This is a genomic window from Stutzerimonas stutzeri, assembly GCF_000935215.1.
GTDB lineage: Bacteria > Pseudomonadota > Gammaproteobacteria > Pseudomonadales > Pseudomonadaceae > Stutzerimonas.
In genome coordinates, this window is record NZ_JXXD01000189.1 from 1 (window position 1) to 12738 (window position 12738).

7 protein-coding genes are annotated in these 12738 nt (G+C 64.0%); 3 read left to right on the forward strand and 4 right to left on the reverse strand.

Translation table 11 applies throughout. The features are described 5' to 3' along the window. Window position 1: 1 nt before the first annotated feature. Window positions 2-2233: a catalase/peroxidase HPI gene (gene katG / locus LO50_RS18340; protein WP_044315908.1), complete on the reverse strand. Its 2232-nt coding sequence runs from the start codon at window positions 2231-2233 to the stop codon at window positions 2-4. 412 nt (window positions 2234-2645) lie between these two features. Here katG and plsB point away from each other — a divergent pair, with 412 nt between their 5' ends. Continuing rightward, complete coding sequence (plsB, locus tag LO50_RS18345) at window positions 2646-5144, forward strand: glycerol-3-phosphate 1-O-acyltransferase PlsB (protein ID WP_044315903.1); 2499 nt, start codon at window positions 2646-2648, stop codon at window positions 5142-5144. 5 nt (window positions 5145-5149) lie between these two features. Here plsB and LO50_RS18350 read toward each other — a convergent pair whose 3' ends face one another. Further along, the gene (locus tag LO50_RS18350) at window positions 5150-5578 is read right to left on the reverse strand and encodes an N-acetyltransferase (RefSeq protein WP_044315904.1); all 429 of its coding nucleotides are present in this window, start codon (window positions 5576-5578) and stop codon (window positions 5150-5152) included. Between the two features lie 190 nt (window positions 5579-5768). On the opposite strand from LO50_RS18350, the gene LO50_RS18355 reads away from it, so the two are divergent. Beyond that, complete coding sequence (locus LO50_RS18355; protein WP_044315905.1) at window positions 5769-6440, forward strand: DUF4197 domain-containing protein; 672 nt, start codon at window positions 5769-5771, stop codon at window positions 6438-6440. Window positions 6441-6465: 25 nt separating this feature from the next. Here LO50_RS18355 and LO50_RS18360 read toward each other — a convergent pair whose 3' ends face one another. Together LO50_RS18360 and LO50_RS18365 are read right to left on the reverse strand one after the other, a co-directional pair. Further along, complete coding sequence (locus LO50_RS18360; RefSeq protein WP_044315906.1) at window positions 6466-8082, reverse strand: ATP-binding protein; 1617 nt, start codon at window positions 8080-8082, stop codon at window positions 6466-6468. 11 nt (window positions 8083-8093) lie between these two features. Continuing rightward, complete coding sequence (locus LO50_RS18365; protein WP_023445556.1) at window positions 8094-8810, reverse strand: winged helix-turn-helix domain-containing protein; 717 nt, start codon at window positions 8808-8810, stop codon at window positions 8094-8096. A gap of 707 nt (window positions 8811-9517) precedes the next feature. On the opposite strand from LO50_RS18365, the gene LO50_RS18370 reads away from it, so the two are divergent. Further along, the gene (locus LO50_RS18370; protein WP_044315907.1) at window positions 9518-12409 is read left to right on the forward strand and encodes a ribonucleoside-diphosphate reductase subunit alpha; all 2892 of its coding nucleotides are present in this window, start codon (window positions 9518-9520) and stop codon (window positions 12407-12409) included. Window positions 12410-12738 lie beyond the last annotated feature (329 nt).

Genomic DNA, 12738 nt, shown 5'->3' on the forward strand with positions numbered 1-12738 from the left:
TCTAGGCTGAGAGCTTCTGGCTGAAATTATCGGCGGGCTTGCCGATATCGAGCCGGTCCACGTTCATTACCTTGTCCCAGGCTTTGACGAAGTCCTGCACGAACTTCTCGTTGCCGTCGGCCATTCCGTATACCTCAGCCTGGGCACGCAGCTCCGATTGCGCGCCGAAGATGAGGTCCACGCGGGTGGCGGTCCAGGTGGGCTGGCGGGTCTTGCGGTCGAGGCCCTGGAAGCGGTTCTTGTGCTCAGTCGCGACCCACTCGTTCTGCATGCTCAGCAGGTTGACGAAGAAGTCGTTCGAAAGCGTGCCCACGCGCTTGGTGAAGACGCCTTCCCTGCCGCCATCCGCATTGGTGCCCAACACACGCATGCCGCCTACCAGCACGGTCATTTCCGGCGCGCTCAGCCGTAGCAGGTGGGCCTTGTCGACCAGCGCTTCCTCGGGCGCCATGAAGTGGGACTCGTGGTAGTAGTTGCGGAAGCCATCGGCGACCGGCCGCAGCGCTTCGAACGAGGGCCCATCGGTCCACTCTTCGAGCGCATCCATCCGCCCTGGCGTGAAGGGCACGGTGACGGCCACGCCGCCGTCCTGTGCCGCTTTCTCGATGGCGGAGCAGCCGGCGAGCACGATCAGGTCCGCCATGGAGACCTTTTTGCCCCCGCTGGCCGAGGCGTTGAACGCGTTCTGGATCTCGCCGATTTTTTGCAGCACGCGATCCAGCAGGGCCGGGTTGTTGATCTCCCAATCCTTCTGCGGCGCGAAGCGGATACGAGCACCGTTGGCGCCTCCGCGCTTGTCCGATCCGCGATAGGTGGCGGCCGAAGCCCAGGCTACCGACACCAGCTCGGACACGGAAAACCCCATACCGAGCAGCTGCTGCTTCAGCGCGGCGATGTCCGCCTCGTCGATCACCGGGTGATCGCGCTCTGGAATCGGGTCCTGCCAGATCAGCTTTTCCTGCGGCACCAGTGGCCCGAGGTAGCGGCCGATGGGACCCATGTCGCGGTGCGTCAGCTTGAACCACGCCTTGGCAAAGGCATCGGCGAACTCGTCCGGGTTCTCAAGGAAGTGACGGGAGATCTTTTCGTACTCAGGATCGAAACGCAGCGCCAGGTCCGAGGTAAGCATGGTTGGCTTGCGCTTCTTGTTCGGGTCGAAGGGGTCGGGAATGATTTCCCCCACGTCCTTTGCGACCCACTGATGCGCGCCGGCCGGGCTCTTGGTCAGCTCCCATTCGAAGTTGAACAGGTTCTCGAAGAAGTAGTTGGACCACTGCGTCGGGGTCTGGCTCCAGATGACTTCGAGACCGGAGGTGATGGCATCGGCACCCGCACCGGTCTGGAATCGGCTGCGCCAACCCAGGCCCTGGTCTTCGATCACCGCGCCTTCCGGGTCCGGGCCCAACAGCGAGGGGTCACCCGCACCGTGGGTCTTGCCGAAGGTATGGCCGCCAGCGATCAGCGCCACGGTTTCATAGTCGTTCATCGCCATGCGGGCGAAGGTTTCGCGGATATCGATGGCCGAGGCTTTGGGGTCGGGATTGCCGTTGGGGCCCTCCGGGTTCACGTAGATCAAGCCCATCTGCACGGCGCCCAGCCCCGGATGCAGCTGCCGCTCGCCGCTGTAACGCTCATCGCCCAGCCAGGTGCCTTCGGGGCCCCAGAAGAGTTCTTCCGGCTCCCAGGTGTCAGCACGGCCGCCGGCGAAACCAAAGGTCTTGAAGCCCATGGATTCCAGCGCCACGTTCCCGGTGAGCACGTAGAGGTCCGCCCAAGACAGTTTGCGCCCGTATTTCTGCTTGATCGGCCAGAGCAGGCGCCGCGCCTTGTCCAGCGAGGCGTTGTCCGGCCAGCTGTTGAGCGGTGCGAAGCGCTGCTGACCACCACCGGCGCCACCGCGGCCATCGGTGATCCGATAGGTCCCGGCGCTGTGCCAGGCCAGACGAATGAACAGCCCGCCGTAATGGCCGAAATCCGCCGGCCACCAGTCCTGGGAATCGGTCATCACCTGGTGAAGATCGGCAATCACAGCGTCGAGATCGAGGGAGTTGAATTCCGCGGCGTAGTCGAAATCGCCACCGTATGGATTGGAACGCGGTGAGTGCTGGTTGAGCGATGTGAGGCTCAGCGCTTCAGGCCACCAGTCCCGGTTGCTCGGGCGTTTGCGGGGCGCACCAGCGCCATGACCGAATGGGCAACCACCACCCGTCTTTTCGCCAGTCTCTTCGTTCATGTTCTGCTCCTCACGGTTGTCGATGACGCGATCAGGCGCCGCTTGAAACAACCTAGCACCGAGCTCATGAACGAACAAAAGGCCAGAACGGCGTTTTCAAGGCTGCAGGAACGAGGCTGAAAGCGGCGCCAGCGCAGCAACCAAGCGGCTTCCAGCTACCCGGACTGCGGCTGAAATGGCGCGTATGGAATTTCCCTATCGGCACGATAGGCGCAGCCTCAAACAGCGCATCCGATCGCCCCACTTACGCCTCACACTCCAGTGTCCGCGTTAGGTCTGCGCAGAGAATCCGGGCGTCGGTAGCCCTGCAATCGCTGGCGGTTTGCCGGCAGAGAGTTTTGCCCGCCCTCCCCGCTTGCGGCACACTTGCCGCCTTCGAGGGCATTGCCCCTTCCATAGCCGAATCTGCCGTATGACTCGCTCCCCCCTTCGCCGTCTGATCTTCTCCGTATTGCGCCGCGTGCTGTACTTCTGGGTGCGCTCGGAGACCATCAACCAGTCTGCCTTCACCCTCAAGCTGGACCGCAGCAAGCCGGTGTTCTACGTGCTGCAGCAACCCTCGCTGAGCGATCTCGCGGTGCTGGACGTCGAGTGCAGCAAGGCCGGGCTACCACGCCCGGTGGCCGATGTGGCGGTGGGCGACCACGTCGAGCCGGCCGCGTTCTTCTTTCTCAATCCGGCAACGAGCTGGTTTGGCCGACGCACGCGTCTGGTGGCGCCGCCAACGCTGGTCCGGCTGGTCGGCGCACTGGAGCACAACGCGGTGGAAAACGCGCAGATCATTCCGGTCAGCGTGTTCTGGGGCCAGTCGCCGAATCGCGAGACCAGCGCCTGGAAGCTGCTGTTCGCCGACAGCTGGGCGGTCACCGGGCGCCTGCGCAAACTGCTCAGCATCCTGGTGCTGGGGCGCAAGACCCGCGTGCAGTTCTCCGCACCAATCCAGCTCAACGAGCTGATCGCACTGAACAAGGGCCACGAGCGCACCCTGCGCATGGTCCATCGCATGCTGCGCGTGCACTTCCGCAACCAGAAGACCGCCGTGATCGGCCCCGACCTGTCGCACCGGCGCAATCTGGTCAAGGGCCTGGTGCACGCACCGCAGGTCCGGCAGGCGATTCGCGACGAGGCCGAGCGCGAGAACATTTCCATCGAGCGGGCCGAAGCCAGGGCGCTGCGCTACGGCAACGAGGTGGCCTCGGACTATGCCTACACCGCCGTGCGCTTCCTCGAAGTGGTGCTGTCCTGGTTCTGGAACAAGATCTACGACGGCATTCGCGTCAACCATATCGAGCCACTGCAGGAAGCCGTGCGCGGCTACGAGGTGATCTACGTTCCCTGCCATCGCAGCCATATCGACTACCTGCTGCTGTCCTATCTGCTGTTCCGCAACGGCCTGACGCCGCCGCACATTGCCGCCGGCATCAACCTCAACATGCCAGTCATTGGTAGCCTGCTGCGCCGCGGCGGCGCCTTCTTCATGCGCCGCTCGTTCAAGGGCAACCCGCTGTACACCTCGGTGTTCAACGAATACCTGCACAACCTGTTCACCCGCGGCTTCCCCGTCGAGTACTTCGTCGAGGGCGGCCGTTCGCGCACCGGCCGCATGCTGCAACCCAAGACCGGCATGCTGGCCCTGACCCTGCGCAGCTACGTGCGCTCGTCGCGCCTGCCGATCCTGTTCGTGCCGGTCTACATCGGCTACGAGCGCGTGCTGGAAGGCCGCACCTACCTGGGTGAACTGCGCGGCGCGGCGAAGAAGAAGGAATCGATCTTCGATATCTTCAAGGTCATCGGTGCGCTCAAGCAGCGCTTCGGCCAGGTCTGGGTCAACTTCGGCGAACCGCTCAAGCTCAACGAATTCCTCGACCAGGAGCAGCCTGGCTGGCGCCAGCAGACCCACGCGCCGGATTACCGTCCCGAATGGCTGAACGACGCCACCAATCGCCTGGCCGAGCGCATCGCCCAGCGCCTGAACGAGGCGGCGGCGGTCAACCCGGTCAACCTGGTGGCGCTGGCGATGCTCTCCACCAGCCGCCAGGCCCTGGACCAGCAGTCCCTGGCGCGGATTCTCGATCTCTATCAGGCGCTGTTACGTGCGGTGCCCTACTCGCCGCACACCACGCTGCCGGAAGGCGACGGCAACGCGCTGATCGCGTACGTGAAGAGCCTCGACCTGCTCGCCGAACAGAAGGACGCGCTGGGCAACATCCTCTATCTGGACGAGCAGAACGCCGTCCTGATGACCTACTACCGCAACAACGTGATGCACATCTTCGCGTTGCCGGCACTGCTGGCGAGCTTCTTCCAGAGCAGCTCGCGCATCAGCCGCGAGCAGATCCAGCGCTTCACCGAGGCGCTGTACCCGTACCTGCGTGCCGAGCTGTTCATGCGCTGGGAAGTCGAGGAGCTGGAAGCCGTGGTCGACCAGTGGCTGGCGGCCTTCGTCGAGCGCGGCCTGCTCAAGGTGGACGGCAACCACTACGTGCGCCCGGCCCCGAGCTCGCGGCAGTTCGTCCTGCTCACCCTTCTCGCTCGCGTCGTGGTGCAAACCCTGCAGCGCTTCTACATGGCCACCTCGCTGCTGCTCAACAGTGGCCAGCACAGCCTGAGCGCCGAGGAGCTGGAAAACCTCTGCACGGTCATGGCCCAGCGCCTGTCGATCCTGCATGGGCTCAACGCGCCGGAGTTCTTCGACAAGGCGCTGTTCCGCCATTTCATCCAGAGCATGCAGGAACAGGGCGTGGTCAGCCCGGATGAAAACGGCCGGCTCGGCTATCACGAAAAGCTCGCGGAACTGGCCGAGGGCGCGGCCAAGCGCGTGCTACCGGCGGAGATTCGCCTGTCGATCCGTCAGGTGGCACTGGAGCGTCATCAAGACGATTCCGATTCGACGCCTCCCGAGGCCGCCTGACGCAGTCAGTCCCGCTGCCAGGCCATCGCCAGTTCGGGATGGCCGGTGTGCGGGTCCAGCTGTTCGCTGATCACGGCAAAGCCATGTCGGCGATAGAAGGCGACGCTGGCGGCATTGGCGCTGTAGACCGCCAGCTCGAGCCGCTTACGCACGGTCTTGGCCTGCTCGATCAGCGCCGAGCCGATACCGCCGCCCTGGGCGCTCGGCGCCACGAAGATCGCCGCCAGCACGTCCCCGACCAGCGCGACGAATCCCAGCACCTCGCCTTCACGCTCATCGACCCAGATCTGCGCCGCCGGCAGATAGATATCGCGCATGTCATCCAGCTTCGACGCCCAGAACGCCGGCGCAATGAAGTCATGGGCGCGGATCGATGCAGCCAGCCAGATCGCCAGCACCGGCTCCAGGTCATCGGGGCGAAAGGGACGGATCATGCGAGTCGGCTCCATAACGACGGGGCCGCAACCTTAGCGCATCAGTAACAACCTGTCCCCCGCCTGCCTGACCCATACTGCTGGTAAACGCCTGCGCCTTGCCCGGCATTGCTTTAGCATCGGCGCCAGACCATACGGCAGTTAGTAGCCCGCTGCTTCCGCACCATTCAATGAACATGAGGTTAACGCCATGTTGCGCATCACCACTCTCGTTGCAGGCCTGGCACTTTCCGCCAGCGCTTTCGCCCTTTCACTTTCCGACCTGACCCAGAGCGACGCCAGCGCCGGCCTCAAGGATGCCTTGAGCCAGGGCGCCAAGGTCGCCGTGCAGCAGCTCGGTCGCCCTGGCGGTTTCAGCAGCGATCCGGACGTGCGTATCGAGCTGCCGGGCAACATCGGCAAGGCCTCGCGGATGTTGAAGATGCTCGGCATGGGTGCGCAGGTCGAACAGCTGGAGAACAGCATGAACCTGGCCGCCGAGAAGGCCGTGCCGGAAGCCCAGCAACTGCTGCTGGATGCCGTGCGCAAGATGACCGTGCAGGACGCCAAGGCCATTCTTGCCGGTGGCGATGACTCGGCCACCCAGTACCTCAACCAGTCCAGCCGCGAGCAGATTCGCGCGAAATTCCTGCCCATCGTCAAACTGGCCACCGACCAGGTCGGCCTGGCGCAGCAATACAACGCCGTCGCCGCCAAGGTGCCGGCTGGCATGAACGGCAGTTACGCGAATATCGAAAGCTACGTCACCGAACAGGCACTCGATGGCCTGTTCACCGTGATCGCCGAGCAGGAAGCGAGCATTCGCAAGAACCCCGCCGCAGCGGCCACCAGCCTGGCGAAAAAGGTGTTCGGACTGCTTTGAGAGATTAGGTCGAGCTGCGCTGGCTTCAGCCAGCCGCTGCTCGGTCCGCCCTGCGCCGCGGCCAGACCAGACTGAAACGCGCGCCGCCCAGGTCGCTGTGCCCCAGCTGCGAGCGACCGCCGTGCCAGTAGATGATCCGCCGCACGATGGACAAGCCCAGCCCGTGCCCGCCCGAGGCGCGGGTACGGCTGTCGTCCAGGCGCAGGAACGGGGTGAAGACCTTTTCCCAATCCGCTTCCGGCACGCCGGGGCCATCGTCGTCCACCTCCAGCCGCACCGTTTGCCCATCGATGGCGAAGCTGACCTGTACCCGACTCTCGGCATGGCGCATGGCATTGGTGATGAGGTTGCTCAGGGCACGGCGCAGGTACTGCGGCTCGGCGTCGGCCCAACCACTACCGTCCTCCGCCAGCACACACTCGCCACGCGCGACGCCAACATCCGGGCGCAACGGCGCCAGCTCGCCGATCACCTGATCGACCAGTGCACCCAGCTCCACACGCTGGAAACTCAGGTTCGGCGAGCCGCGTTCCAGCCGCGAATACACCAGCATCTCGTCCACCAGCGCATCGAGGTCGTCGATATCGCTATCCATGCCTTTCAGGTACTTGTCCCGGGCCTCATCGGTCGGTGCCTCGGCGGTCATCTCCAGGCCGAAACGCAGCCGTGCCACCGGCGTACGCAGCTCATGGGCAACAGCGCTGACCATCTCCCGCTGCACCGCCAGCAAGCGCTGCAGGTGCTTGGCCATGCCATTGAAGGCCGCCGCCAGCCGCCCTACCGAGTCGGTGCCGACATCCGGCACGCGGGTTTCCAGATTGCCCGCGGCGATGCGCGTGGCCGCGCTTTCCAGCACGCTCAGGCGTTGCTCCAGCTGGCGCACCAGCAGGTAGACAGTCAGGCCGATCAACGACAGCCCGAGCACGCCGATCAGCACCAGCAGCTGCGGCGGATAGGGGTTCATCTGATGCAGCGGGCCGAGCTGCATGATCCAGCGTGTACCGGCAACGGCGGCGAACACGCGCACCGCATCACCGCCGCGGGCGAGCGCCATCACCGTATCGCCCTCGTCCAGTCGACGGCGCTGGTCGTCATCGAGGTTGGCGCTGTCACGCGTCAGCAATTCCAGATCGAAGCCGAAACCACGCGCCTGTTTCAGCTCGGCGAGGCGTCGCGGCTGCTCAGCTTCGGGATAGCGGATCAGCTCGTCGATCAGCAGATAGATGGTCGCGCGCGCCAGCTGCTCGCTGAGCTGTTCCACCTCGCCGGTGAGCACCAGCCGATCCTGCGCGCTGACCAGGCTGAACACCGTGGTGCTCTGCGGGCGGATCTGCTCGACCAGCACCTGGCCGCGCAGCAGGCGCGCCTCCAGTCGGCTTTCCAGGCTGACATCGTCGAGCGTGCGCACCCGCAGCGGAATGCCCAGCAGCCGCCCCCAAAGGTTCGCCGCCTGGCGCCGTTCGATCGGCGTCATGCTGCTCATGTTGTGCGCCATCAGGCGGAAGGTGCCACTGGCCAGGCGCTCGCGGTGATCGTCCGCGCGGTGCTGGTTGAGCAGGTGCAGGCCGCCGGCGCCGAGCAGCGCCACCAGCACCAGCACCCCCAGCATGCCGCCATAGATGCGCAGGAAGATCGAGTTCATGGGCGGCGGCGCTACACCATCGCCACGGCAGCTTCGGAAACGAACAGATAGCCCTTGCCGCGCACCGTCTTGATCAGCCGCGGATGATCGGGATCGTCACCGATCTTGGGGCGGATACGCGAAATACGCACATCGATGGAGCGGTCCTGACCGTCGTATTCGATGCCGCGCAGCTCGGCGAAGATTTCTTCACGGGAAAGAATGCGTCCGGGGTTGGAGGTCAGCAGCCAGAGCAGGTCGAACTCGGCGCCGGTCAGTTCGATCTGCTGTTCACGCAGCCAGGCTTCGCGCAACGCGCTGTCGATCACCAACGGGCCGAACTGCAGGCGCTTGGCATTGGTCGGTGCTTCTGGCGGCTGACGACGCAGCAAGGCGCGGATGCGCGCCAGCAACAGACGCGGACGCACCGGCTTGCAGACATAGTCGTCGGCGCCGGTTTCCAGCCCCAACACCTGATCCAGATCGTCGGCCCGCGCGGTGAGCATGAGGATCGGGCCATCGTAGCGGTCACGTACCCGCCGGCAGATCGACAGGCCATCCTCGCCGGGCAGCATCAGATCGAGCACCACCAGATCCGGACGCTCCTCGATGATGCGCCCGGCGGCGCAGGCGCCATCCGATTCGATCGACACCTCGAAGCCGCCACTGCTCTGCAGGTATTCCTGCGTCAGCTCGGCCAGCCGTCGATCGTCCTCGACGATGAGAATCCGCCACGTCTCTTGCTCCATCCCCGCCCCCTGTCAGACCGTCAGGCCACAAACGAACAGCGCGCATTGTACCCAACGCCCGGCCCGGCACGATGCACAAAAAGCGGGCAGCGGCAAACACAACATGTAGTGTCATTGACCATCATCAAAATATGCCAGACGGCACGTATTTCGTCGGTATTCAGCCGAGCGCCGAAGGCATGCGGCCTGCGGCCTGACGCCGCGCTTTCACCCACAATCCGCACACATGTTATCCACAGGTTATCCCAGGCGGCTGCCTTGCATTGGCCCGGAGCCAGCATTATCTTGTCGCTCCTGCGCGCCTTGACCCCTAGATATTGGGCCTGGGCACCGCAACTGACACAATCGAGACATTTTCGAGAGCTGGGCTATCGCCCTGCCTCCCATTGCTCTGCAACACCGTCGGCAGCCTCAGGTCAAGCATTAATGCAAACCTTCGACAGTCGTCTCCCTGACTTCAAGCGCGGAACTAGCAGCTGTGCTCGGAGCCAAGACAAAACACAACATATTGTGTTGACAGTTTTTCCAGCCTGACTATCCTTCCGGCAACGACTTAGCTCGTCAGCGGCCGAGTCAGGACTATTCCTTGCGATACCGCCATGCACCGCGATGCGGGGCATGGCTCATGCAGTAACGACGCACGGGCTCAACGAGGCCCGCGCAGACAGAACCAGAACCGCGACTAAAAGAGAGAATCCGGAGCCCCCATGCAGAACCCATCCACTCGCGAGAACCCGCTGTCAGCCGATGCACCGGATCTGGCGGCTACCGCCCCGGGCCAGCTGCGCGTGATCAAGCGCAACGGTACGGTCGTCCCCTACACCGACGACAAGATCACCGTCGCCATCACCAAGGCCTTTCTCGCAGTGGAAGGCGGTAACGCTGCCGCTTCCTCGCGTATTCACGACACCGTCGCGCGCCTGACCGAGCAGGTCAGCGCCACCTTCCGTCGTCGCATGCCCTCCGGTGGCACCATCCATATCGAAGAAATTCAGGACCAGGTCGAACTGGCCCTGATGCGTGCCGGTGAGCAGAAAGTCGCGCGTGACTACGTGATCTACCGCGAAGCCCGTAGCCAGGAGCGCAAGAGCGCCGCGGCCGACGACATCGCCCAGCCGCACCCGAGCATCCGCGTCACCCGCGCCGATGGCAGCCAGCAGCCGCTGGACATGGGTCGCCTGCAGACCATCATCACCGAAGCCTGCGAAGGCCTGGCCGAGGTCGATGGCGCGCTGATCGAGCGTGAAACCCTGAAGAACCTCTACGACGGCGTGGCCGAGAAGGACGTCAACACCGCCCTGGTGATGACTGCCCGTACCCTGGTCGAGCGTGAGCCGAACTACAGCCAGGTCACCGCGCGCCTGCTGATGGACACCCTGCGTGCCGAAGCCCTGGGCTTCCTCGGCGTTGCCGAAGCCGCCACCCATCACGAGATGGCCGATCTCTACGCCAAGGCGCTGCCGGCCTACGTGGAAAAGGGTGTGGAATTCGAGCTGCTCGACCCGCGCCTGAAGGAATTCGACCTGGCCAAGCTGGGCGCCGCGATCAACCACGAGCAGGATCAGCAGTTCACCTACCTCGGCCTGCAGACCCTCTACGACCGTTACTTCATCCACAAGGACAACGTTCGTTTCGAGCTGCCGCAGATCTTCTTCATGCGCGTCGCCATGGGCCTGGCCATCGAGGAAGAACAGCGCGAAGCCCGCGCCATCGAGTTCTACAACCTGCTGTCGTCGTTCGACTACATGGCCTCCACGCCGACCCTGTTCAACGCCGGCACCCTGCGCCCGCAGCTGTCCTCGTGCTACCTGACCACCGTGCCGGACGACCTGGGCGGCATCTACGACGCCATCCGCGATAACGCCCTGCTCTCCAAGTTCGCCGGCGGCCTGGGCAACGACTGGACTCCGGTGCGCGCACTGGGCGCCTACATCAAGGGCACCAATGGCAAATCCCAGGGCGTCGTGCCCTTCCTGAAAGTGGTCAACGACACCGCCGTGGCCGTGAACCAGGGCGGCAAGCGCAAGGGCGCGGTCTGCGCCTACCTGGAAACCTGGCACCTGGACATCGAGGAATTCCTCGAGCTGCGCAAGAACACCGGTGACGACCGCCGCCGCACCCACGACATGAACACCGCCAACTGGATTCCGGACCTGTTCATGAAGCGCGTCTTCGACGACGGCAAGTGGACCCTGTTCTCGCCGAGCGAAGTACCCGACCTGCACGACCTCACCGGCAAGGCCTTCGAGGAGCGCTACGAGTACTACGAGGCGATGATCGAGTACGGCAAGATCAAGAACCACAAGACCCTGCAGGCCAAGGATCTGTGGCGCAAGATGCTCTCCATGCTGTTCGAGACCGGCCACCCGTGGCTGACCTTCAAGGACCCGTGCAACCTGCGCAGCCCGCAGCAGCACGTCGGCGTGGTGCACAGCTCCAACCTCTGCACCGAGATCACGCTGAACACCAACAAGGACGAAATCGCCGTCTGCAACCTGGGCTCGGTCAACCTGCCGAACCACATCGTCGACGGCAAGCTCGACACCGCCAAGCTGGAGCGCACCGTGCGCACAGCCGTGCGCATGCTCGATAACGTCATCGACATCAACTACTACTCGGTGCCGCAGGCGCGCAACTCCAACTTCAAGCACCGCCCGGTGGGCCTGGGCATCATGGGCTTCCAGGACGCGCTGTACCTGCAGCACATCCCCTACGGTTCCGATGCCGCCATCGACTTCGCCGACAAGTCCATGGAAGCGGTCAGCTACTACGCCATCCAGGCCTCCTGCGACCTGGCCGACGAGCGCGGCGCCTACGAAACCTTCCAGGGTTCGTTGTGGAGCCAGGGCATCCTGCCGCTGGATTCGCAGCAGATCCTCATCGAAGCACGTGGCCAGAAGTACATCGACGTCGACCTGACCGAGTCCCTGGACTGGGCTCCAGTTCGCGCCCGCGTCAAGAACGGCATTCGTAACTCGAACATCATGGCCATCGCGCCGACCGCAACCATCGCCAACATCACCGGCGTGTCGCAGTCCATCGAGCCGACCTATCAGAACCTGTATGTGAAATCGAACCTCTCGGGCGAATTCACCGTGATCAACCCCTACCTGGTTCGCGACCTCAAGGCGCGCGGCCTGTGGGACGCGGTCATGATCAACGACCTCAAGTACTACGACGGTTCGGTACAGCAGATCGAGCGCATCCCGCAGGAGTTGAAAGACCTCTACGCGACCGCCTTCGAAGTGGAAACCAAGTGGATCGTCGACGCCGCCAGCCGCCGCCAGAAGTGGATCGACCAGGCCCAGTCGCTGAACCTCTACATCGCCGGCGCCAGCGGCAAGAAGCTGGACGTGACCTACCGCATGGCCTGGTACCGTGGCCTGAAAACCACTTACTACCTCCGTGCCCTGGCCGCGACCAGCACCGAAAAGTCCACCGTCAACACCGGCAAGCTCAACGCCGTGTCCAGCGGTGGCAACAGCGGCGCCAGCGCCGCCCCGGCGAAAGCTGCGCCAGCACCAGAAATGTCGGCAGGTCCGGCACCGGTGCCAAAAGCCTGTGCGATTGATGAACCAGACTGCGAAGCCTGCCAGTAAGTAGTAGAAAGTCGCGGTCCCCAGAGCGGACCGCGCGTTGTTGCCCGGCAGGCCGGCCCCCATCACGTACATGCGTACGCTCAGGGGCTCCGACCCGCCAGGCGCCTAGCGCTGCCTCGCTCTGGAAACCGCTTGCACCGAGTGGCTGCAGTAGTAAGGGCAAAAATGAGCGCTTAACTCACTAAGTGATTAGTTACTTGTAAGAGCAAGGGGAGCGCCAAAGCCCTTACTTACGAATCGGACAACCCTGTAGGAGCGAGGGGGACGCCTAGTCCTTGCTCGCGAAGCGCTATCCGCCAACTCACCAGCCGAGTTAACGCATAGCCGAG

Coding starts and splice junctions, on each gene's coding strand:
- LO50_RS18350 (WP_044315904.1), bottom strand. CDS start 5,578: ATGATCCGTCCCTTTCGCCCCGATGACCTGGAGCCGGTGCTGGCGATC.
- LO50_RS18365 (WP_023445556.1), bottom strand. CDS start 8,810: ATGGAGCAAGAGACGTGGCGGATTCTCATCGTCGAGGACGATCGACGG.
- katG (WP_044315908.1), bottom strand. CDS start 2,233: ATGAACGAAGAGACTGGCGAAAAGACGGGTGGTGGTTGCCCATTCGGT.
- plsB (WP_044315903.1), top strand. CDS start 2,646: ATGACTCGCTCCCCCCTTCGCCGTCTGATCTTCTCCGTATTGCGCCGC.
- LO50_RS18355 (WP_044315905.1), top strand. CDS start 5,769: ATGTTGCGCATCACCACTCTCGTTGCAGGCCTGGCACTTTCCGCCAGC.
- LO50_RS18370 (WP_044315907.1), top strand. CDS start 9,518: ATGCAGAACCCATCCACTCGCGAGAACCCGCTGTCAGCCGATGCACCG.
- LO50_RS18360 (WP_044315906.1), bottom strand. CDS start 8,082: ATGAACTCGATCTTCCTGCGCATCTATGGCGGCATGCTGGGGGTGCTG.